The sequence below is a fragment of the Methylobacterium sp. P1-11 genome (assembly GCF_008329595.1).
In the GTDB taxonomy this organism is placed as follows: Bacteria; Pseudomonadota; Alphaproteobacteria; order Rhizobiales; family Beijerinckiaceae; genus Methylobacterium.
Map to the genome: position 1 here is coordinate 70,559 of NZ_NPKS01000010.1, position 21,597 is coordinate 92,155.

General features: G+C 70.3%; 19 protein-coding genes. 12 read left to right on the top strand and 7 right to left on the bottom strand.

The genetic code is table 11. The features are described 5' to 3' along the window. Positions 1-14: 14 nt before the first annotated feature. Complete coding sequence (locus tag CIW48_RS12280; protein WP_149311029.1) at positions 15-419, top strand: CidA/LrgA family protein; 405 nt, start codon at positions 15-17, stop codon at positions 417-419. A 3-nt stretch (positions 420-422) separates the two neighbouring features. Further along, positions 423-1,139: an LrgB family protein gene (locus CIW48_RS12285; protein WP_149311030.1), complete on the top strand. Its 717-nt coding sequence runs from the start codon at positions 423-425 to the stop codon at positions 1,137-1,139. A 4-nt stretch (positions 1,140-1,143) separates the two neighbouring features. Here the strand turns inward: CIW48_RS12285 and CIW48_RS12290 are convergent, their stop codons facing one another. Then, positions 1,144-2,241: an NAD(P)/FAD-dependent oxidoreductase gene (locus CIW48_RS12290; protein ID WP_149311031.1), complete on the bottom strand. Its 1,098-nt coding sequence runs from the start codon at positions 2,239-2,241 to the stop codon at positions 1,144-1,146. Positions 2,242-2,543: 302 nt separating this feature from the next. On the opposite strand from CIW48_RS12290, the gene CIW48_RS12295 reads away from it, so the two are divergent. Next, complete coding sequence (locus CIW48_RS12295; protein ID WP_149311032.1) at positions 2,544-2,951, top strand: MucR family transcriptional regulator; 408 nt, start codon at positions 2,544-2,546, stop codon at positions 2,949-2,951. 43 nt (positions 2,952-2,994) lie between these two features. Here CIW48_RS12295 and CIW48_RS12300 read toward each other — a convergent pair whose 3' ends face one another. From CIW48_RS12300 to CIW48_RS12310, 3 genes are all read right to left on the bottom strand, one after another. Further along, complete coding sequence (locus tag CIW48_RS12300) at positions 2,995-5,667, bottom strand: glucosidase (RefSeq protein ID WP_149311033.1); 2,673 nt, start codon at positions 5,665-5,667, stop codon at positions 2,995-2,997. 100 nt (positions 5,668-5,767) lie between these two features. Then, complete coding sequence (locus tag CIW48_RS12305; RefSeq protein ID WP_149311034.1) at positions 5,768-6,550, bottom strand: fumarylacetoacetate hydrolase family protein; 783 nt, start codon at positions 6,548-6,550, stop codon at positions 5,768-5,770. A gap of 102 nt (positions 6,551-6,652) precedes the next feature. Continuing rightward, on the bottom strand, positions 6,653-7,318 hold the full coding sequence (locus tag CIW48_RS12310; protein ID WP_149311035.1) for an HAD-IA family hydrolase: 666 nt from the start codon (positions 7,316-7,318) through the stop codon (positions 6,653-6,655). Positions 7,319-7,527: 209 nt separating this feature from the next. On the opposite strand from CIW48_RS12310, the gene trpA reads away from it, so the two are divergent. The 4 genes from trpA (at position 7,528) to CIW48_RS12330 (ending at position 11,806) form a co-directional block, all read left to right on the top strand. Further along, positions 7,528-8,367 carry a tryptophan synthase subunit alpha gene (gene trpA, locus CIW48_RS12315; protein ID WP_149311036.1) on the top strand — a complete coding sequence of 280 codons (840 nt, stop codon included), beginning with the start codon at positions 7,528-7,530 and terminating at the stop codon, positions 8,365-8,367. Positions 8,368-8,443: 76 nt separating this feature from the next. Beyond that, on the top strand, positions 8,444-9,340 hold the full coding sequence (gene accD, locus CIW48_RS12320) for an acetyl-CoA carboxylase, carboxyltransferase subunit beta (protein WP_149311037.1): 897 nt from the start codon (positions 8,444-8,446) through the stop codon (positions 9,338-9,340). A gap of 7 nt (positions 9,341-9,347) precedes the next feature. Next, the gene (locus CIW48_RS12325; protein ID WP_149311038.1) at positions 9,348-10,673 is read left to right on the top strand and encodes a folylpolyglutamate synthase/dihydrofolate synthase family protein; all 1,326 of its coding nucleotides are present in this window, start codon (positions 9,348-9,350) and stop codon (positions 10,671-10,673) included. Positions 10,674-10,906: 233 nt separating this feature from the next. Then, a complete protein-coding gene (locus tag CIW48_RS12330; RefSeq protein ID WP_091781093.1) occupies positions 10,907-11,806 on the top strand; it encodes a porin family protein in 900 nt (299 codons plus the stop codon). A 121-nt stretch (positions 11,807-11,927) separates the two neighbouring features. On the opposite strand, the gene trxA is transcribed toward CIW48_RS12330, so the two are convergent. Continuing rightward, the gene (trxA, locus tag CIW48_RS12335) at positions 11,928-12,251 is read right to left on the bottom strand and encodes a thioredoxin (protein ID WP_091781096.1); all 324 of its coding nucleotides are present in this window, start codon (positions 12,249-12,251) and stop codon (positions 11,928-11,930) included. A 225-nt stretch (positions 12,252-12,476) separates the two neighbouring features. Further along, on the bottom strand, positions 12,477-15,974 hold the full coding sequence (gene addA, locus CIW48_RS12340) for a double-strand break repair helicase AddA (protein ID WP_149311039.1): 3,498 nt from the start codon (positions 15,972-15,974) through the stop codon (positions 12,477-12,479). 115 nt (positions 15,975-16,089) lie between these two features. Here addA and minC (CIW48_RS12345) point away from each other — a divergent pair, with 115 nt between their 5' ends. The 5 genes from minC (CIW48_RS12345) to CIW48_RS12365 all read left to right on the top strand — a co-directional run bounded on the left by minC (CIW48_RS12345) (position 16,090) and on the right by CIW48_RS12365 (position 20,098). Continuing rightward, the gene (gene minC / locus CIW48_RS12345; RefSeq protein ID WP_149311040.1) at positions 16,090-16,854 is read left to right on the top strand and encodes a septum site-determining protein MinC; all 765 of its coding nucleotides are present in this window, start codon (positions 16,090-16,092) and stop codon (positions 16,852-16,854) included. A gap of 301 nt (positions 16,855-17,155) precedes the next feature. Continuing rightward, the gene (minC, locus tag CIW48_RS12350; protein WP_149311041.1) at positions 17,156-17,884 is read left to right on the top strand and encodes a septum site-determining protein MinC; all 729 of its coding nucleotides are present in this window, start codon (positions 17,156-17,158) and stop codon (positions 17,882-17,884) included. 13 nt (positions 17,885-17,897) lie between these two features. Continuing rightward, positions 17,898-18,713, top strand: coding sequence for a septum site-determining protein MinD (gene minD, locus CIW48_RS12355; protein ID WP_149311042.1), 816 nt, complete (start codon positions 17,898-17,900; stop codon positions 18,711-18,713). Beyond that, on the top strand, positions 18,710-19,051 hold the full coding sequence (gene minE / locus CIW48_RS12360) for a cell division topological specificity factor MinE (protein WP_091781111.1): 342 nt from the start codon (positions 18,710-18,712) through the stop codon (positions 19,049-19,051). Before minD ends, minE begins: the two co-directional genes overlap by 4 nt. A gap of 162 nt (positions 19,052-19,213) precedes the next feature. After that, positions 19,214-20,098 carry an alpha/beta hydrolase gene (locus tag CIW48_RS12365; protein ID WP_149311043.1) on the top strand — a complete coding sequence of 295 codons (885 nt, stop codon included), beginning with the start codon at positions 19,214-19,216 and terminating at the stop codon, positions 20,096-20,098. On the opposite strand, the gene CIW48_RS12370 is transcribed toward CIW48_RS12365, so the two are convergent. Further along, entirely contained in the window at positions 20,088-21,524 is a 1,437-nt protein-coding gene (locus tag CIW48_RS12370) for a cytochrome P450 (protein ID WP_091781117.1), read from the bottom strand. The genes CIW48_RS12365 and CIW48_RS12370 overlap by 11 nt on opposite strands. Positions 21,525-21,597 lie beyond the last annotated feature (73 nt).

A 21,597-nucleotide genomic window follows, 5' to 3' on the forward strand; every position in this document is an offset into this window, starting at 1 on the left:
CTCGGCGTCCCGCGATGATCGCCAGTCTTGCGCTGATCCTGCTGGCCCAGCTGTTGGGCGAGGCCCTGGCGCGCGGCGCGGGGGTGCCGGTGCCGGGTCCGGTGATCGGCATGGGTTTGATGTTCGCGTTCCTGCTGCTGCGCGACAGCGCGCGGTTCGGCCTGCCGCGTTACCTGCCGAAGCCCTTGACGGATGGGACGCTCGAATCGACGGCGCGCGGCCTGCTGATGAACCTGTCGCTCCTGTTCGTGCCCGCTGGCGTCGGGGTGGTCGGCCGTCTCGACTTGCTGCGGGCGCAGGGCGCCAAGCTCGCCCTCGTCCTGATCGTCTCGACCGCGCTGTCGCTGCTGGTCACCGTCCTGGTCTTCCGCGCCGTCGCCGCACTGGTCGAGCGGCGCAAGCCCGACGGGGAATCCTGACGCATGGGCGGCGACTTCTCGCTCTGGGTCTATCTCGCCAAGACGCCGCTCCTGTGGCTGACCGTGACGCTGACCGCCTACGTGCTGGCGGATCGGATCGCCGCCGCGACCGGGCGGCACCCGATCGCCAACCCCGTGCTCATCACTGTCGCGCTGGTCGGCGCGGTCCTGTCCGCCACCGAGACGCCCTATCCGGCCTATTTTGAGGGCGCACAATTCGTCCACTTCCTGCTCGGACCCGCCACCGTGGTGCTGGCGATGCCCCTATACGAGCGGCGGGCCACGGTTCTGCGCGCGTTGGCGCCCATGCTGGCGGCCCTCGCGGCGGGCTCGGCCACCACGCTCGCCGTCGTGATCGGTCTGGCGCGGCTCCTCGACATCCCGCAGCCGATCCTCGTCTCGCTCGCTCCGAAATCCGTGACCTCGGGCGTGGCGATGGGCATTGCCGAGGCGCTGGGCGGCGACCCGACGCTCACGGCGATCCTGGTGATCCTCACCGGGATCATCGGGGCGATCCTCGTGACGCCGATGATGAACCTCGTGCGCATCCGCGACATGCGTGCCCGGGGCTTCGCGGCCGGGCTCGCGGCCCACGGCATCGGGACGGCGCGGGCCTTCCAGGTCAGCGAGGTGGCCGGGACCTTCGCGGGCATCGCCATGGGTCTGAACGCCTTCCTGACGGCGATCCTCGCCCCGCTGGCGCTCCACTTGCTGTTCTGAAGCGTCAGGCGTCCAGCCGATCGGCCACGGCCTCGGCGAGCGACAGGCTGGAGGTCAGGCCCGGGCTCTCGATCCCGAACAGGTGCACGAGGCCCGATAATCCGTGCTCGGCCGGTCCGTCGATCCAGAAATCGGCTGCCGGCTCGCCCGGCCCGGTCAGCTTCGGACGCAGGCCGGCATAGTCCGGGTAGAGCGCACCATCCGGCAGGGCGGGCCAGTAGCGCCGGATCGCACCGTAGAAGGCCTCGGCGCGCTGCGGATCGACCTGGTAGTCGAACCCGTCCACCCATTCCACGTCGGGCCCGAAGCGGGTACGACCGGCGAGATCGAGGGTCAGGTGGATGCCGAGGCCGCCGTCGATCCGCGGCGCCGGGTAGATCAGCCGCGAGAAGGCCGGCTTGCCGGCGCAGCCGAAGTAGTTGCCGCGGGCGAGGCGCAGCGTCGGGACGCGCTCGGCTGGATAGCCCTCGGTGCGCGATGCGAGAACCGGCGCGCCGAAGCTCGCGGCGTTGATAACCGCGTCGAACGCCATTGTGCCGGGCTCGGCGCCTCCGAAGGCGGCCTGCCACTGCCCGTCGCGTCGCATGAGACCCGCGACCGGAGTGCGCAGCGCGAGGGCGCCGCCGTGATCCTCGATCTCGCCGAGCAGGGCGAGCATCAGCGCGTGGCTGTCTACGATGCCGGTGCGCGGCGAATGGAGCGCCACCGTGCAGGTAAGATTGGGCTCCAGGCGCCGGGCCGCGTCTGCGTCGAGAAGCTCCAGGCCCATGACGCCGTTGGCCTCGCCCTGTCGGCGGATCGCCGCGATCTTCTCGGCTTCCGCGTCGTCGGACGCGACGATCAGCTTGCCGCAGGCGCGATGCGGGACACCGTGACTCTCGCAAAAGCTGTACAGCCGGCGGGCACCCGCGACGCAGTGGTGCGCCCGCTCCGATCCGCTTGGATAATACATGCCGGCATGGATCACCTCCGAGCTGCGGGCTGAGACCCCGGTTCCGAAAGCGTCCTCGGTTTCCGCCACGACGACGGCGTGCCCGCGCAGCGCCAGGGCTCGCCCGATGGCAAGTCCGACGACGCCCGCTCCGACGACCAGGGCCTCCATGTGTTCCAATTCTCCATCGTGCCCTGAACGGCAGGCAAGTGCTCAATACCGCACTCCGGCCCGAACAACGACGCATCCGCTGCTTCGTCGATGACCGAAGGTCTCAATCCCCGGTAGAAATATTGTCGCAAGGAATGCGCGGCCCGGTTGTGGTAGCGGCGGTCTGGCGCATAATGCCCCTGTTCGCCGCTTCCGGCCGCACCCACCATTGTTCCGGGACATCAAGCTGCGGTCGACGGTGCGGAACCCGACGAAACCCAACGAGAGCCACATCCGATCCACGCCGAATCGAGGTGACGACCATGCAGATGAGATTGCTGAGCGTCGAACTGGCCGCGAAAATCTTGAGTGCCTACGTCACGCGCAACAACATTCCCGCGGGAACGCTGCCCGACCTGCTCTTTGAGGTTCACCACTCGCTCACCGCCTTGCGCAAGCATGCGGAGCCACAGGTCAGGCGCCCGACTGAGGCCCAGATCCGCGACTCAATCCGACCCGACACGCTCATCAGCTTCGAGGACGGCAAGCCCTACAAGGCTCTGCGGCGGCACCTGACGATGCGCGGCCTGACGCCCGAGGTCTACAAGGCGAAGTGGGGACTTCCGGTCGATTACCCGCTGGTCTCCGCGGCCTATAGCGCCCGCCGCTCGATGATCTCCCGCCGGATCGGGCAGGGACAGCGCCAGCGGATGCAGTCTGCCGCGGAATAGCGGGGGCTTCGGCCGCCGGTGCGGCGCACCGGCGACCGGGCTGTCAGGGCCAGCCGGGGCCCGGCGCCTCGGCGGCCGCGGTCGCCACTTCTTGGATGAGCAGAGCCACGAGGCCCGACCAGCCGGTCTGGTGCGACGCGCCGACCCCGCGGCCGGTATCGCCGTGATAGTATTCGTAGAACAGGACCAGATCGCGGAAATGCGGATCTTCCTGTTCAATCCGGCTGTCGCCGTAGACGGGCCGCTGCCCGTCCGCACCGCGTGTCGAGAGGCCGATCAGGCGCCGTGACAGGTGGGCAGCAATCTCGCGCAGGGCGTAGGTCCGGCCCGACCCGGTCGGCGCCTCGACGCGGAAATCCGGGCCGTAATAGTCGTGGAAGCGGTTCAATCCGGCGATGAGCAGGTAGTTGACCGGCATCCAGACCGGGCCCCGCCAGTTCGAGTTGCCGCCGAACAGGCGCGAGCGCGACTCGGCCGGCTCGTAGGCGAGCCCCAGGTCCCGCCCGTTCCACGCGAAGCAGAACGGCTTGTCGGCGTAGACGCGGGACACGGCGCGCAGCCCGAAATCCGAGAGGAATTCGTTCGGATCGAGGGCGCGGCTGAGCAGAGCCTTCAACCGGTGCCCGCGCAGGAGCGACAGCAGAACCGTCTGGCCTTCGCCGGGCTCGTTCCAGCGCGAGACAAGGGTCGCGAGGTCCGGGCGGTTCCTGAGGAAGAACACCATCCGGCTGCGCAGGGACGGCAGCCGCGCGAGGTCGCACTCGTTGATCACCGCCACCGCGAAGATCGGGATCAGGCCGACCATGGTCCGGGCGCGGATGGGCAGGCGCTGCCCGTCGCTTGTCTCGATCACGTCGTAGAAGAAGCCGTCCGGCTCGTCCCACACGCCCGCGCCGGTAGCGCCGGCGATGAGGAGGAAGTGCTCGAAGAACTTCTCCGCCATGTCCTCGAAGGTCGGATCGTCGAGGGCCAGCTCGATGGCGATCCGCATCAGGTTGAGGGCGTAAGTCGCCATCCAGGCTGTCGCGTCGGACTGGGTCAGCGTAGCGCCGTCGCCGACCGGCTTCGACCGGTCGAAGATGCCGATATTGTCGAGGCCGAGGAATCCGCCCTGGAACAGGTTGCGGTCGTCGGAATCCTTGCGATTCACCCACCAAGTGAAGTTCAGGGTCAGCTTGTTGAAGATCCGCTTGAGGAAAGCGTGGTCCGGCGTGCCGGTCAGCCCCCGGTCCAGCTCGAACACCCGCCATGCGGCCATCGCGTGGACCGGCGGATTGGCGTCCCCGAAGCCCCACTCGTAGGCCGGCAGCGCGGCGTTCGGGTGGGTATAGGCTTCGTCGACCAGGAGCAGGAGCTGGTTCTTGGCGAAGTCGGGATCGATGAGCCCGAACACGATTGCCTGGAGGGCGAGGTCCCAGGAGGCGAACCAGGGGTATTCCCAGGCATCCGGCATCGAGATGATGTCGTTCGCGCGCAGATGCGTCCAGTCGCTGTTGCGGCCGTGCCGCCGCTCCGGCGCCGGCGCGGGCTGCGCGGGGTCGCCGGCGAGCCACTCGCGCACGTCGTAATGGTAGAGCTGCTTCGACCAGAGCATGCCGGCGAGCGCCTGCCGCTGCACCAGCCGCATCTCGGGATCGGCGATTGGCGCCTGCAGCGCCCCGTAGAAATCGTCGGCCTCGGCCTCACGGGCGGCGAAGACGGCGTCGAAATCCGCGAAGGGCTCGCCCGGCGCCGTCTCGGCGCGCAAGCGCAGGCGCAGGGTGCGCGTCTCGCCGGGGCCGAGCTGCAGGTCGTAGCGGGCGGCGCATTTGGTGCCCGACAGGGCGTTGACGGCGGCCCGGTCGCCGCCCACCACGCACCGGTCGATCCCGTCCTTGTAGAAGCCCTCGGCCGGCCCGCTGCCGAACAGCCGGTGCGTGTTCGTCTCGTTCTCGGTGAACAGCAACTCGCCCGCGCCCTCGGCGAAGAAGCGGAAGGTAGGCATCTCGGGATGGCGCGCCCAGACCGAGCCCTCCGAGCCAGCCATCAGCTCCGGCTTCGGCGTGCCCTGCTTCCACGACCATGTGTTGCGCGCCCAGAGCTGCGGCAGCAGCGTCAGGTCCGCGGCGCCCGGGCCGCGATTGGTGGCGGTGACCCGCATCAGAATGTCGTCGGGCGCGGCCTTGGCGTAGGCGATCTCGATGTCAAAGTAGCGGCCTTCGTCGAACAGGCCGGTGTCGAGGAGCTCGAATTCCGGGTCGTCGAGGTCGCGCCGCGCATTCTCCTCGACCAGGTGCTCGTAGGGGAAGGCCGCCTGCGGGTACTTGTACAGCATCCGCATGAAGGCGTGGGTCGGGACCCCGTCGAGATAGTAGTAGAGTTCCTTGACGTCTTCGCCGTGATTACCTTCCTGGTTGGTCAGGCCGAACAGGCGCTCCTTCAGAATTGGGTCCCGCCCGTTCCACAGGGCCAGCGATAGACACCAGTTCAGGTGGCGATCGCCAAAGCCGCCGATGCCATCCTCGCCCCAGCGATAGGCGCGCGACCGGGCGTGGTCGTGGGGCAAGTAATCCCAGGCGTCGCCCTTCGGGCTGTAATCCTCCCGCACCGTGCCCCATTGCCGGTCGCTGAGATACGATCCCCAGCGGCGCCAGGCCGGATCGGAGCGCGCCTCCACGAGACGGCGGCCCTCGGCGGTCTCGAAGAGGTTCGGCGGCACGCCGTTGGGCTTGGTCATACGCGCGCTGCTCCTGCCCCCGCGGATCCGTACCGGATAAAGCCGCGATGCCGGCAGGAAAAGTCAACGCCCCACCGTGCCCGGGTCCCCGCGGGCTGCCTCACACGATGCGGATCGAAAGGTCCGGCAGGCCCTCGATCGAGCCCGCGAGCACGTCTCCGCGGACGACCGGCCCGACATTCTCGGGCGTGCCGGAGAAGACGATGTCGCCGGCCTGGAGCTCGAAGGCTCGCGACAGCTCCGCGATCTGTTCGGCCACCGACCAGATCATGTCCGACAGGTTGGCGTCCTGCCGCACGGTGCCGTTCACGGCGAGTCGGATCCGCCCGCGCCCCGGATGGCCGGCCTGGGCGACGGGAAGGATCGGCGTGAGCGGCGCGGAATGGTCGAAGCTCTTGCCGATCTCCCAGGGCTTCTTCTGGTTGCCCATGCCGCGCTGGAGATCCCGGCGGGTCATGTCGAGACCGGTGGCATAGCCGTAGACGTGGTCGAGCGCCTGCGCGGCCGGGATGTCCCGCCCGCCCGACTTCAGCACGGCGACGAGCTCGATCTCGTGGTGGTAGTTCTGGGTCAGCGACGGGTAGGGATGGTCGGCGACGCCGCCCGCGACGACCTGCACGGCATCGGCTGGCTTCTGGAAGAAGAAAGGCGGCTCGCGCGAGGGGTCGGAGCCCATCTCGCGGGCATGGGCCGCGTAGTTGCGGCCGATGCAATAGATCCTGCGGACCGGGAAGCCCTGCGCCTCGCCCAGGATCGGGATGGTCGCCTGCGGCAGCGGGAACAGCGGGCCCGGCTGCGCCTCGGCGGCCGCGGCGGGGGCGAGGCCCGCGGCGGCGCCGGTCGCGACTGCCCCGAGCACGCGACGCCGATCGATCATTGCCATGGCCTAACCCTCCGCCCGGATGCCTCGCGCCGCGCGGCGCCTGCGGGCGATACGACCAGGCGGTACCGGCCGCCAGCGGGGCCGCGGCCGGCTTGGAAAGGCTCAGGCGGTCCGTGTCACCCGGATCCCGTCCCGCTCCGCGGAGACGCCGAGCCGGATGTAGTCCGTGATCGCCGGATGACCGGTCCTCACCGGCTCGCGATGGGTCGCGGTGACCACCACAACGCCCGCGCCCGCGGCTTCCGCCGCCCGGATGCCAGCCGGGGCGTCCTCGAAGACGAGGCAGTCCGACGCCGCGACGCCGAGGCGCTCGGCCGCCATCAGGAAGCAATCCGGGGCGGGCTTCCCCTGCGCCACGTCCTCGGCGGCCACCAGCAAATCGGGGACCGGCATGCCGGCCGCCGCGAGGCGGCGCTCCGCCAGCCGCCGGGGCGCCGAGGTGACGATCGCCCAGCGGTCGCGCGGTAGCGCCTCCAGGAAGGTCCGCGCGCCCTCGATCGCGACGATGTCGTCGACTTCCTCCATCTCGGCCTCCGTGATCGCGGTGGCCTCGGCGACGGGATCCACGCCCGGCAGGTTCAGCCGACGGATCGTCTCGACCGATTGCACGCCGTGGATCGTCGGCAGGAAGGTCGCTACGTCGAGGCCGTGCGCCTCCGCCCAGCGCGACCAGATCCGCTCCGCAGAGGCGATCGAGCTAATCAACGTTCCGTCCATGTCGAACAGGAGCGCGGCCAGGGCGCGAGACGGTAGGGATCTCTCGGACATGCGGGACTGCTAGGCGGCCGCCGTCGTTACGGCAACAGACCCGCGCGCATGGCCGTATCTCGCTGGGGGCCAAGCCTTGGGGCCGGCGCCGTCCCGCGCCGCAGCGCGGTCGCCGGAGGCTCGCCCGCTTCACGGGCCGATGCCTTTGGTGTAGCGCGGGTGCAACCCCGGGCCGTCGGCGGCCCTGCAGAGGCGAATATCGACCGACCATGCCGAGCCGCATCGACGCCACCTTCGCCCGTGCCCGCGCGGAGAACCGGTCCGTCCTCGTCACCTACGTGATGTCCGGCGACCCCGATCCGGAGACCTCGCTGGAGGTCCTGAAGGCCCTGCCGGGCGCCGGTGCCGACATCCTGGAATTCGGCCTGCCGTTCACCGACCCGATGGCGGACGGCCCGGCGATCCAGGCCGCCGGCCTGCGGGCGCTCAAGGCGGGCCAGACGGTGTCTGGCACCCTCGACCTCGTACGCCGCTTCCGCGCCGGCAACGACACGACGCCCATCGTGCTGATGGGCTACTACAACCCGATCCACACCTACGGCGTCGACCGCTTCCTCGACGACGCGGTGGCGGCCGGCGTCGACGGGCTGATCGTCGTCGACCTCCCTCCCGAGGAGGATGCCGAGCTGTGCCTGCCGGCTCTCGCCAAGGGTCTCGCCTTCATCCGACTCGCCACGCCGACCACCGACGAGCGGCGCCTGCCGGCCGTCCTCGCGAACACGGCGGGCTTCGTCTACTACGTGTCGATCACCGGCATCACCGGGACGGCGACGCCGGATTTCGGCAAGGTCTCCGAGGCGGTCGCCCGCATCCGGCGCCACACGGAGCTGCCCGTCGTCGTGGGCTTCGGAGTGAAGACCGGCGCCCACGCGGCGGCGATCGCCAAGGGCGCCGACGGTGTCGTGGTCGGCTCTGCCCTCGTGGACGCCCTGGTGCGCTCCCTTGACGGCAAGGGCAGGCCGCAGGCCGGAAGCGTCGGGGCGGTGACGGAGCTGGTGCGCGAACTCGCCGCGGGCGTGCGGTCGGCGGGTGTTGGACGGGCCGCCTGACGGACCAGGCTCCCCTGGCGGCCGGATGCGCCGCACCTGATATCTGCACGGGCTTGAAGCGGACGGACGCAAGTCGATGGTCGAACCTATGAACTGGATCTCGGAGGTGGTGCGCCCCCGGATCAAGACCTTGTTCAAGCGTGAGACGCCCGAGAACCTCTGGGTCAAGTGCCCAGACACGGGGCAGATGGTGTTCCACAAGGAGGTGGAGGCCAATCACTGGGTCATTCCCGGCTCCGAGCATCACCTGAAGATGGGCGCTCAGGCGCGCCTGAAGATGATGTTCGACGAGGGCACGTGGATCGATGTGGCCCTGCCCGAGGTCGTCCCCGACCCGCTGAAGTTCCGCGACGAGAAGCGCTACGTCGACCGGCTCAAGGAGGCCCGGACCAAGACCGGCCTGCAGGACGCGTTCAAGATCGGCTTCGGCCGGGTCGGCGGCCTGCCGATGACGTTGGCCGCTCAGGAATTCGGCTTCATGGCCGGGTCGCTGGGCATGGCGGCGGGTGAGGCCTTCGTACGCGGCGCCGAGACGGCGCTGGAGAAGCGCACGCCCTACGTGCTGTTTGCGGCCTCCGGCGGCGCGCGGATGCAGGAGGGAATTCTCTCCCTGATGCAGATGCCGCGGACCACCGTGGCGGTGCGACGGCTCAACGCGGCGCGGCTCCCATACATCGTGGTGCTGACGAATCCGACCACGGGCGGCGTCACCGCCTCCTACGCGATGCTGGGCGACGTCCACCTCGCCGAGCCGGGCGCCCTGATCTGCTTCGCGGGACCGCGGGTGATCGAGCAGACGATCCGGGAGAAGCTGCCGGACGGCTTCCAGAGGGCGGAATACCTGCGCGAGCATGGCATGGTCGATCAGGTGGTCCACCGGCACCAGCTCAAGGAGACGATCACGCGTCTCTGCAGCCTCCTGACCAACGTGTCCCAGGCCGGCGCTCCGGCCGCGGCCTCCGAGGCGGCCTGAGCCGGCGATGGCCTCGTCCGACGCCCTGATGGCGCGCTTCCTGGCGCTCCACCCCCGCACCATCGACCTGTCGTTGGGCCGCATCGAGCGGCTGCTCGCGCGGCTGAACCATCCCGAGCGCCGCCTTCCGCCCGTGATCCACGTGGCCGGCACCAACGGCAAGGGGTCGACCATCGCGTTCATGCGGTCGATCCTGGAGGCCGGAGGCCTGGCCGCCCATGTCTACACCTCGCCGCACCTCGTCCGCTTCCACGAGCGGATCCGCATCGGCGGGATCGGCGGCGGGCATTTCGTGGACGAGGATCGCCTCGCCGACGCCTTCGCGCGCTGTGAGAGCGCCAATGGCGGCGAGCCGATCACCATGTTCGAGATCACGACGGCGGCGGCCTTCCTGCTCTTCTCGGAGAGCCCGGCCGACGTACTGCTGCTCGAGGTCGGTCTCGGCGGCCGGCTCGACGCCACCAACGTGATCGATCGGCCCGCCTGCGCGGTGGTGACGCCGATCGGCCGCGACCACGCCGAGTATCTCGGCGACACGGTCGAATCGGTCGCGACCGAGAAGGCCGGGATCTTCAAGCGCGGCTGCCCGGCGGTGATCGCCGCGCAGGACTATGCCAAGGCCGATGCCGTCCTCTGCCGCCGTGCCGAGGCGATCGGTGCCGAGCCGCTGCTCGTGGGCAACCAGGACTTCTCCGTGCACGAGGAGCGCGGGCGCCTCGTCTATCAGGACGAGACCGACCTGTTCGATCTGCCGCGGCCGCGCCTCGCCGGGCGCCATCAACTGGTCAATGCCGGCACGGCGATCACCGCCCTGCGCGCGGCCGGATTCGGCGATATCGGCACAGCGGCCCTGGAGCGTGGGCTGACCGAGGTCGAGTGGCCGGGGCGGCTGCAGCGACTTGGCCGCGGCCGTCTCGCCGCCCAGCTCGATCCCGGCACCGAGCTCTGGCTCGACGGCGGCCACAACATCGACGGCGGCCGGATCCTCGCGGCCGCCATGGCGGATCTCGGCGAGAAGAGCGACGTGCCGCTCGTCCTCGTGGTCGGCCTGCTTGGCACGAAGGATGCCGACGGGTTCCTGCGCAATTTCGTCGGTCTGGCCCGGGCTCTCGTGGCTGTCCCGATCACCGGAACGATGGCCGCGCGCCCGGCCGAGGAGGTCGCGCGGATCGGCGAGGATGTCGGCCTTTCGACCTACGCCGCGCCGAGCATCGAGGCGGCGCTCGCCCTGGTGCGCGACATTGCCTTCGAGCGGCCCCCGCGAATCCTGATCTGCGGATCCCTCTACTTGGCCGGCATGGTTCTCGCAGCCAACGACACGCCGCCGGTCTGAGTCGTATCCAGTCCGTCGGGGCCGACCGCGACCGGTGTACCGGCTGGCAAGAATACCGGACATCTTCGAAGTCCGGATTTTGCATTCGGATATCCGTCGATTCGCCGCAATCGCCCGGATGGAGACCGGCTTACGGCCACGCTTTCCTCCCGCTGTGGCAGCTAGGCTACATCCACGCGGGGCCCGATCGCATAATTTCTCCCTCGATCGGGCTTATGCTGGGGATCACAGTAATGAAGAAGCTTCTCACGTCTCTCGCGGCTTTCACCGCGCTCACCGCCGCCGCTTCCGCCGCCGACCTGCCGCGCCGCGCTGCGCCGCCGCCGGTGTTCACCCCTGTTCCGGTGTTCACCTGGACCGGTGCCTACTTCGGTATCAACGCCGGCTACGCGTTCGACGCCAGCAGCAACTCCAACCGCGGCTTCGTGCAGACGCCCGGTAATCCGGTCGCTCTCGTGCCGGGCGGTCTCGTCCCCTACCAGGCCCTGGCCCCGTTCGGCTCGTCGCTGGCCTACAGCAACGACAGCCGCGAAGGTTTCTCGGGCGGTGGCCAGATCGGCTACAACTGGCAGCTGACCCCGGGCAACGGCGCCGTGATCGGCTTCGAGGCTGACGCTCAGTACCTCGACTTCGGCCGTCGCGCCCGCTTCGCCACCAACGCTGCGGCGATCAACCCGGGCTTCATCCCGGTCAACGGCACCCTCAACACCATCGACTTCTTCGGCACCGTCCGCGGCCGCCTCGGCTACGCCTTCGACCGCACCCTCGTGTACGCCACCGGCGGCTTCGCTTACGCCACCGGCACGGATGACGGCGCCCGCGTCGGCCTTCAGAACTTCGCTGGCCGCCGGAACGACTTCAAGACCGGCTGGACGGTCGGCGGCGGTGTCGAATACGCTCTGCCCACCGACTCGTTCCTGAACTTCTTCCGCTCCTCGGCCGTGACGCTGAAGGTGGAAGGTCTGTACGTGAACCTCGACAACAACAACGGCCGCGCTCAGCTGCCGCTGGTCGGCGCCGCGATCTCGCCGGTCGGCCTCGTGCCGGTCTACTCGCTCACCAACGCGAGCCGGAACGAGAACGCCTTCGCCGTCGTCCGCGCCGGCCTGAACTACAAGTTCGGCTCGTACTAAGACTGACTACGGGATCCCGGGCCTCGCACCGGGATCCCGAAAAAATAACTTGGGCTCGAAACCGAGAAAGCCCGGCCTTGCGGTCGGGCTTTCTTTTTGTCTGCTGCAGGCTTCGAGCCGCTCAGGCGGTCTGAGCGCCGATCCAGCGCGACAGGTCGCCCTTCGGGGCGGCGCCGACCTTCTGGTCCACACGCTCGCCGTTCTTGAACAGGAGCAGCGTGGGGATCGAGCGGATGCCGTACTGGGCGGCGATCTGCGGGTTCTCGTCGACGTTGACCTTGGCGATCTTCACTTTGCCCTGCATGTCGGTGGCGATCTCCTCGAGCGCCGGACCGATCTGACGGCACGGGCCGCACCATTCCGCCCAGAAATCCACCACGACGGGCTCGGCGGACTTGAGAACGTCCTGCTCGAAGCTCGCGTCGGTTACTTTCACCGTCGCCATAACGTCACCTTTCGGAAGCCGCCGTCCGTCGGACGGCGTCGAACGGGCAGGGGCCCGCGCGGTCCTGCCAGAATTGGCGACGGCCTGGCGCCCGGTCAAGAAGTCCCGGCCCTGGGCTTGGCCGCGGCCGCTCGGACAGATCGCCCTCGCGGGCGCGCTGGCGCATCGTGATGTGCGGCGGCGCATGCGGGAACCGTCTCTGCGTGGAGAAAATTCGAGTCCCCGTCACGCCTCGATCCCGACCTGGTCCAGCGCCGCCGTGACGTCATCGGGGTCGAGGGCGCGGATCACCGGACCGGACGTCCAGACCAGGATCGGCAGGATCATTCGATCCGGATAGATCTGCGCGAGGAGGCGTGCGTAGAGGGCTATCTGGCCGGCCTCCGCCGCTGGCAGTGGCGCGCCGGGCTCGGGCGGGCGGCCGGTCTTGAAATCGGCTATGCGCACCGTGTCCGCCGTCACCGCCAAGCGATCGACACGTCCCTGGACTACGCGTTCCGTGCCGGCCGCGCGAACCCGCCCCGAAAGCGCCACCTCCGCGCGGGCGTCGTGGGCGAAGAGGGGCGCCAGCGCCGGGTCGCCGATGATGCGAAGCACCGATCGGACGATCGCGCGCGGGGCCGCGTGCGGCAGGCCGGGTGCGCGAGCCCGAACGAAGGCGAGGCCGGCCGCCTCCCGTCGAGCGGGTTCGACCCGGGGCAGGTGCTGCAGCAAGGCGTGCGTGAGGATCCCACGGCGCCGGGCCTGTGCGTCCGCGAGGCGCGGTGGCGGTACGCGCGCGCCGTCCGCCGCTTGAAGCGCGCCGGACGGGTTGAGGGTCTGGACCTCCGGTTCAGACGGGATCGGGCTGCGCAGCCAATCCGGATCCCGGTCGGGATCCGGCGCGGGAGCGGAGGCCGCTGGCGCCACTGCCGCAATCGGCGTCGCACCGTCCTGCCAGAGAAAAGCCGGCCCGTAGGGCAGATCCAGCGCCCGACCTGCGCCGAGGGCCGCCTCGAGGCCGGCATGGATCATGCGGCACCACGCCGCCTCGCTCTCGCGCTCGTGACCGCGGAACGGGGCCACGATCAGCCGGTCGGCCGCGCGGGTCATGGCGACGTAGAGCAGACGGTTGTGCTCCTGCCGAGCCTTGGCGAGCAGGGCGGCTCGCGCGGCATCGGTCGCCGCGCAATCCTGGGTCCGCCCGCCGGACCAGACCGGCGGCAGCGCGATCTCCGTCTCCGGCAGCGGCAACAGGGGGGGATCGTTGCGGCCGAGGGGCTCGCATCCGTCGAGGATCACCACGACCGGCGCCTCCAGCCCCTTCGCACCGTGGACCGTCATCACCCGGACCTCGTCCCGGCCCGATTCGAGGTCGCGCTTGACCGTGTGCCCGGCCTCGGCGCCGACGTAGCGGGCGAGGAAGCCCCCGAGGGACGGGGCGTCCTCGCCGGTCTCTGCCTGGGCGGCGGCAGCGAGGAAGACGTCGATAGCATCCCCGGCCTCACCGCCGAGCCGGGCCACCAGCTTCGCCCGGCCGCCCTGCGGGCCGAGGAGCCGCGCGTAGAAGCCGAATGGGCCGTGGAGCCCCGCCAGGGCAATCCAGCTCGACAGGGCTTCCAGCCCGCGCCTTGCCGCCGCGTCGCCCGCGGCGGCAAGGCGGTGTAGGGCATCCTCGAGGGTCTCGGCGAGGTCGCGACGGGCGGCGATCCGCACGAGATCCTCGTCGGTGAGGCCGACCAGCGGTGTCTTGAGGGCGGTGGCGAGGGTCAGGTCGTCGGCCGGCAGGAGGCCTGCCCGCCCGGCGGCGACCAGATCGGCCACGGCGATATGCGCGGAGACCTCGAGCCGATCCTGCCCGGCGACCGGGACCCCCAGCCCCTTCAAGGCGCGGATCACCTCCTCGAAGGCGGGTCCACGCTTCCGGACCAGGATCAGGACGTCCCCGGGACGCCAGATCCGGCCGGTCGCGTCGCCCGTGTTGGTCCAGCTACGCACCGCCTGCGCCACCCGGCGGGCGGTGACGATCGCGGGGGCGCTGGTCTCCGGCGCGTCCACGGGTGCGGTCCAGGCATCCGGCTCCGCGGTCGGCTCCGGCTCGGCGATCGGCCACAGTTCCACCGCGCCGGGCGCGCCGGGCCGGGCGCTGGCATGGACTGTGGTGCGGACCGTGTCCTCGAAGGACAGGCCCTCGTTGTGCGCGTCGAGGGCGAAGACCGCATCGACCGCGCGCAGGACGAGGCTGGTCGAGCGGAACGACAGGGTGAGCGGCACGTCCTCGAAGGTCAGGCCGGCCGAGCGCGATTCCGCGATCCAGGACGCGCGGGTGAGGGCGAATTCCCGCGGCTCGGCCCCCTGGAAGCCGTAGATCGACTGTTTGGGATCACCCACCGCGAAGCGTGTGCGGCTGCCGGAGCGGGCGCCCTCACCGGCGGCGAATTCCTGCGTGATCGCCCGCAGGATCGCCCATTGCTCCGGGTTCGTGTCCTGCGCCTCGTCGACCAAGACGTGGTCGATGCCGCGGTCGAGCTTGTACAGGACCCAGCCGGCCCCGACGCGGCCGAGCAAGTCCAGCGCCTTGTGGATCAGGTCGTCGAAATCGAGGGCGCCGAGGCGCGCCTTCTGCGCTTCCACGCGGCGGTGGATCTCGGCGGCGATCTGGAACAGCGCCTGCGTGCGGGCATGGGCCCGCGCGGCGCGCAGGCGGTCGAACAGCGGCTCCAGCCGGTCCCGCTCGGCGAGCAATGCCGCCTTGGCACCGGCCGGCACGCTCTTGGTCCCGAGGCTGCTGTCGGCCTTGGGCTCGTCCTTCTGGGTGAAGAACACCGACCGGTAGAGGGCCAGCGCCTCGGCTCGGTCGGGAAGGTCCGTCGCGCGAACCCGCTCGGCCTCGGCGGCCTCCAGGGCGTCGGCGAGCTTCTCGTCGTTGGCCTTGCCGGTGCGGAGCGCCGCGATCAGCGCGGCGCGCTCCTCCGGACGGCACCCGGGGCCGCCCTCGAGGATCGCGGCCTCGATCCGCTCGGCGGATTCCTCGGCCGCGAGCCCCAGCGCCCCGTGCAGCCGTCCGAAGGCCCGATCGAGGGCGGCGGCATCGCCGATGAAGCTCCGCGCACGCATGGCCGACCGGATCGCCGCCCGCAGGGTGTCGCCAGTGGCTTCCGGCGTGACCCGCGAGAGAGCGGCGCTCAGGGGCGTGTCGCCGTTCGCCACGGCATCGGCCAGGACGTTGGCCATCTCGATGTCGAACACTTCCCGGGCCTTGGCCTCGTCGAGCACCACGAAGCGGGCCGGCACGTTCGCCTCGAAGGGGAACATGTGGAGCAGCCGCTCGCACAGGGCGTGCAGCGTCTCGATCTTGAGGCCGCCCGGCGTCTCCACCGCCCGGGCGAAGAGGCGGCGGGCCAGCCGCAGGCGCTCGGACCCGGCGCGCTCGCCGGTGAGGTCGAGGAGTTCGGCCGCGAGGGCCTCGTCATCCAGCGTAACCCACCGGCCGAGGAGCCGGAAGACGCGGATCGCCATGTTGGCCGCGGCGGCCTTGGTGAAGGTCAGGCAGAGGATCCGGCCCGGGGGGGCGCCGTCGAGGAGCAGCCGCACCACCCGGTCAGTGAGAACCTTGGTCTTGCCCGCGCCGGCATTGGCCGAGACCCAGGCAGAGGCGCGCGGGTCAGCCGCCCGCCGCTGGTTGGCGCGGGTGAGGTCATCGACGACGAAGGGGATGGGGGCGTGCGGGGTGGCGCTGCTCAACGGTCCGGTCCGGCTCGGCTGCCGGCTCTCTCTACAACAGAAACGCGTCCGCGGACCCGCCAAGGCGTCACACCAGACGTTGCGGGATTGCCCCCGACGCGCCGCCGCCGCATGGATGCGGACGATCCCTTCCGCGACACCGAACACGCCCGTGACCCAGCCGACATCCGAGCCGGCGCGCCCGCCGATCCGTTTCCGCGGCCGCTCCTTCATGGCCACCGTCCTGGCGCCGATACCACCGGTGGCCGATTGGTTTGGTGACCTCGATGCCCTGAACCGCCGCGCTCCGAACTTCTTCGCCGGCCGGCCCGTGATCCTCGACCTGTCCGGATTGCGGCTCACCCGCGAGGATCTCGACGGGTTGCTGGCCGAGCTGGCCGCCCGCCACATCGCAGTCCTGGGGATCGAGGGCGCCGCACCGTCGCTCCTGGACTCCGGAACACCGCCGGCCCTGGCGGGCGGGCGGCCCGCGGGAGAGATCGCCACTCCTGACGAGTCGGCCGCGGACGCGTCCTCGGAGAGCGAGCCGCCGGCCAAGGAGACGGCCCGCTCGCTGATTCTCGACGCGCCCGTGCGCTCCGGCCAGACCGTGCTGCACCTCGAAGGCGACGTCACGGTGCTGGGCGCCGTAGCGTCGGGCGCCGAGGTCATCGCGGGGGGCTCGATCCACGTCTACGGCGCCCTGCGCGGCCGCGCTATCGCGGGCGCGGCCGGGAACCCGACGGCGCGGATCTGGTGCCGCCGGTTCGAGCCCGAGCTGGTGGCGATCGACGGCCTCTATCGTGCCGCCGACGACCTCGATCCGGCCTTCCGGGGGCAGGCAGTGGAGGTGCGGCTGCTGGAGGACGCGATCAAGCTCAACCTGTTCGAGCGGGGTTAAGACGCGTTCCGCCGACGGCGTTCGCGCAGCCGGTCCAAGACCAGGTCCGTCCGAGCGAGCGCAGCGTAGCAAACCAGCTGCGCCACGCTCGAGGATATCGCACCAGGCTTGGGCGCAACCCTGCGCGCTGGGACAGAGTGCGCACGTCCCCCTTTGCGACGGTCCTGATCGGGTCGTGAAAGCGTCCTCCGCTGCCCCGATACCAGGATCCCGGCAGAATTTGCCGACCGGATCAGAAACTTAACCCTTCGGTAACCATACCCGCCGTCAATGGTCCGGTAAGGACTCTTAACGGGCGGACATGAGCGAGACCCACCCCGAGCCGATCGATCCGGAGACCGCCCAAGCGGCGGCTCCTTCCGCGCCCCGGCCGCTCAGCCTGCGCGGACGGGCCTTCAAGGCCCTGGCCCTTTCCCCCGAGCCACCGCTTCCCGAGTGGCTCGCGGGCCTCGACGCGGCGCTCAAGCGCTCGCCGACCCTGCTGAAAGGCCGGGCCGTCATCCTGGACTGCGCCCAGCTCAAGCCCGAGCCGGACGCCCTCGAAACGCTCATGCGTGAGCTCAAGGCGCGCGGCATCGTGGTCCTGGGCATCGAGGGCTCCGACGCGGTTTCGGACGGCCTGCCGCCGCTTCTGGTGAAGGGACATCCGTCCGAGACGATCGAGATCCCGAGTGTCCCGGCCGAGCCGGAGCTGCAGGTGGTCACCTCGATCACCGTCGAGGGCTCAGTCCGATCCGGCCAGAGCGTCATCAACCCGACCGGTGACGTCACCGTGATGGGTTCGGTCTCCTCGGGGGCCGAGATCCTGGCCGGCGGTTCCATCCACGTCTACGGCGCCTTGCGCGGTCGCGCGATCGCCGGGGCCGCGCGCAACCCGCGCGCACGAATCTACTGCCGCAAATTCGAACCCGAGTTGCTGGGGATCGACCGCCTCGTGCGGACGGCGGAGGACATGGGCACGGCCCTGCGCGGCAAGGCCGCCCAGGTCTGGCTCGATGGCGGCAACATCCGAATGGCAAGCCTGGATTAAGGGAGATCGACGCGTGGCAAAGGTTCTCGTCGTCACATCGGGCAAGGGCGGCGTCGGCAAGACGACGACGACCGCAGCCCTCGGAGCGGCCCTGGCCCAGGGCGGGCAGAGCGTGTGCGTCGTCGACTTCGACGTTGGCCTGCGCAATCTCGACCTCGTCATGGGTGCCGAGCGCCGGGTCGTCTACGACCTCATCAACGTGGTCAACGGCGACGCCAAGCTCCCGCAGGCGCTGATCAAGGACAAGCGGCTGGAGACCCTGCACCTGCTGCCGGCCTCGCAGACCCGCGACAAGGACGCGCTCACCGATGAGGGCGTCGCCCGGGTGATGGACGAGCTGCGCGCGAAGTTCGACTGGGTGATCTGCGACTCCCCCGCCGGCATCGAGCGCGGCGCCCAGCTCGCCATGCACCACGCCGACGTGGCGGTGGTCGTGACCAACCCCGAGGTGTCCTCGGTGCGCGACTCCGACCGGATCATCGGTCTCCTCGATTCCAAGACCGCCAAGGCGGAGAAGGGTGAGGACATGGAGAAGCACCTGATCCTCACCCGCTACGACCCGATGCGGGCCGATCGCGGCGACATGCTCAAGACCGAGGACGTGCTCGACATCCTGTCGATCCCGCTGCTCGCGATCATTCCGGAGAGCCAGGAGGTGCTGCGCGCCTCGAACCTCGGCTGCCCGGTGACCCTGAACAACCCGCTCTGCGCCCCGGCGCGGGCCTATGCCGACGCGGCCCGCCGGCTCAAGGGCGAGACCGTGCCGATGAGCCTGCCGGTCGAGCGCAAGTCCTTCCTCGACAAGCTGTTCATGCGGAGGGCGGCGTGAGCATCCTGGGTCTGTTCCAGAAGCGCAGCTCCGGCGCCGTCGCCCGCGACCGCCTGCAGCTGATCCTCGCCCATGAGCGCGCGGAGTCGGGTCGCCCCGACCTCGTGATCCAGCTCCGCGAGGAAATCCTGGCGGTGATCGCCAACCATGTCGCGGTGGAGCCCGACAAGGTGAAGGTCACCCTGGAGCGCGGCGAGGGCGTCTCGACCCTCGGCCTCGACATCGAGCTGCCGCTCGGTGCCTCGAGCAAGCTCGACGCCAAGCTGGCTGCCAAGCTCGCCGAGGTCGCGGCCAACAAGGGGTCGGCCAAGCCGGCCTCCTCCAAGAAGGCCGCTTGAGCCGGGCGGGGAGCGTCCCCGCCGGCAGGGAGATCCGCAAGCCGCGCCCGGTCCGCCGGGTGCGGCTTCGTCGTTCCCCCCACGAACTCCGGTGTCGACTCTCGACCGGGCGCCCCGCCGCGCCATCTCGGAAACCCGGGGGAGGTCGATGAGAGGATCGCCATGCCGAGCGCCACGACGGACGACGGGATAAGGCTCCACTACGAGGAGAGCGGCCAGGGGACGCCGCTGATCTTCGTCCACGAATTTGCCGGCGATCATCGCAGCTACGAGGCGCAGCTGCGCCACTTCGGCCGGCGCTACCGCGCGGTCGCGTTCAACGCCCGGGGCTACCCGCCCTCCGACGTGCCGGAGTCCGTCTCGGCCTACTCGCAGGCACGCGCCGCCGACGACATCCTGGCCGTCCTCGATCATCTCGGCGCGCCAAAGGCCCACGTCGCCGGTATCTCGATGGGCGCCTTCGCGACCCTGCATTTCGGCCTGCGGCACCCCGATCGTGCGCTGTCGCTCTGCCTCGGCGGCTGCGGCTACGGCGCGGAGCCCGAGCGGCAGGCCCTGTTCCGCGCCGAGGCGGACGCCACCGCCGAGATGCTGCTCCGCGACGGCATGGAGGCCTTCGCGGCGCGCTACGCCGTCGGGCCCACGCGGGTGCAGTTCGAGACCAAGGATCCGCGCGGACACGCCGAGTTCAAGCGGATGCTCGCCGAGCACTCGGCCCTCGGCTCGGCCAACACCCAGGCCGGCGTGCAGAAAGGGCGACCGTCGCTCTACGATCTCACGGACGCCCTCGGCCGCATGACCGTCCCGACCCTTATCGTCGCCGGCGACGAGGACTGGCCCTGCCTCGCCCCGAGCCTGATGCTCAAGCGGGTCATTCCCTCCGCTGCTCTCGCCATACTGCCCAATACCGGCCATGCCCTCTCGGTCGAGGAGCCGGACGCCTATAACCGCCTTCTCGAAGAGTTCCTGGCGCAGGTGGATAGCGGCCGCTGGCCGATGCGGGATCCCCGGGCGATCTCGACGACGATCACAGGGATCAAGGGCTGACGGGCTCGCGGGGGATCAGCCGGAACCGGGCGGGCCGGTCCGGCTGGGTCGTCACGACGGCCTGCGGCAACACCGGCTCCTGCTCGTCGAGCACCAGCCGGAACCGCTTCAGGACGCAGGCCAGGGACATGACGGCCTCGCTCAAGGCGAATTGCGCACCGATGCAGACTCGTGGGCCAGCTCCGAAGGGGAGGTAGGCGAAGCGACGCGGGGCAGAGGCGCCAGGTAGGAAGCGGCCCGGATCGAACGCGTCCGGATCCGGCCAGAGCATCCGGTGCCGGTGGAGCACCCAGGGGCTGACCATGACGATGTCGCTCGCCTTGACCGCGTGGCCGGCCACGGTGTCGGGGCCGAGCGCCCGCCGGACCACCACGAAAGCTGCCGGGTACAGGCGCAGGGTCTCGTCGATCACCGCGCGGGTAAGCGGCAGCCGCCCGTCGCTCTGGCAGCCGGTGGGATCGGTCAGGTCGGCGGCCTGCGCCTCGGCGGCGACCCGCTCCTGCATCTCCGGTGCGAGGGCCAGCAGGTAGGCCGCCCAGAACAACGTCCCGGCCGTGGTCTCGTGGCCGGCCAGGATCATGGTGGCGACCTGATCGCGCAACTCGTCGGCCGTGAAGGCGGCGCCCGTATCCGGATTGCGCGCGGCCGCGAGCAGGTCGAGGAGGTCGCCCGAATGCGCCTCGGTCCGCTCCGCCTCACGGCGCGCCGCGATGATCCGGTCTAGGAACGGGATCCATCGGCGCCGGAACCGCCCTCGCGCCCAGTCGAGGGGCACCGGCCACCCCGGGGGGATCACGATGTCGAGGAGGTGCGGCCGCCCCATCCGCTCGGCATACTCGGCGATGAACTGGCGCAGCTCGGTCCCGTGCTCGTCCATGCCCACCGAGAACATGGCACGCCCGGCGATCTCGAGGGCGAGCCTGTAGAAGGACGTGAACAGGTCAACCGGTCCCGCCGCGGCCTCGGTGGCAATCCGCTCCATTCCGGCCGTGACGGCGGCCGCGATATGGGGCACCAGCCCGTCGATCGCCCGCGGCGTGAAGGCCGGGGCCAACGTCCGGCGCTGATGCCGCCACGCCGAACCTTCGCTGATCAGGAGCCCGTCGCCGAGGATCGGGCGTAGGATCCGGGTCGTCCCGGTGGTGCGCGCGTAATTCGCCTGATTCTCGACCAACACCCGGCGGATCGCCTCCGGGTCGTTCAGCACGAAGCTCGACCGTCCGAGCAGCCCGCGACGGGTGACCGGTTCCTCGAAGGCGCGCCGCGGAAAGCCTTCCAGCGCGTTGTCGCGGATTGAGCGCAGGTAGGCGGCCAGAGGAAGTTCCCGCTCCGGCGGCACGCGGTGCGGCGGCACCACGCGCGGTAGTCCGGCGAGGCTGGGGATCGTCCGGTCTGGGGTCGCGGATGCGTCCGAGAGTATGGGCATGTGGCACCATCCTGTGCCGAAGACGGGCGGGCCTGTAAACCGCCGCCCGCGCGCTGCGCGGACCCGTCACGCT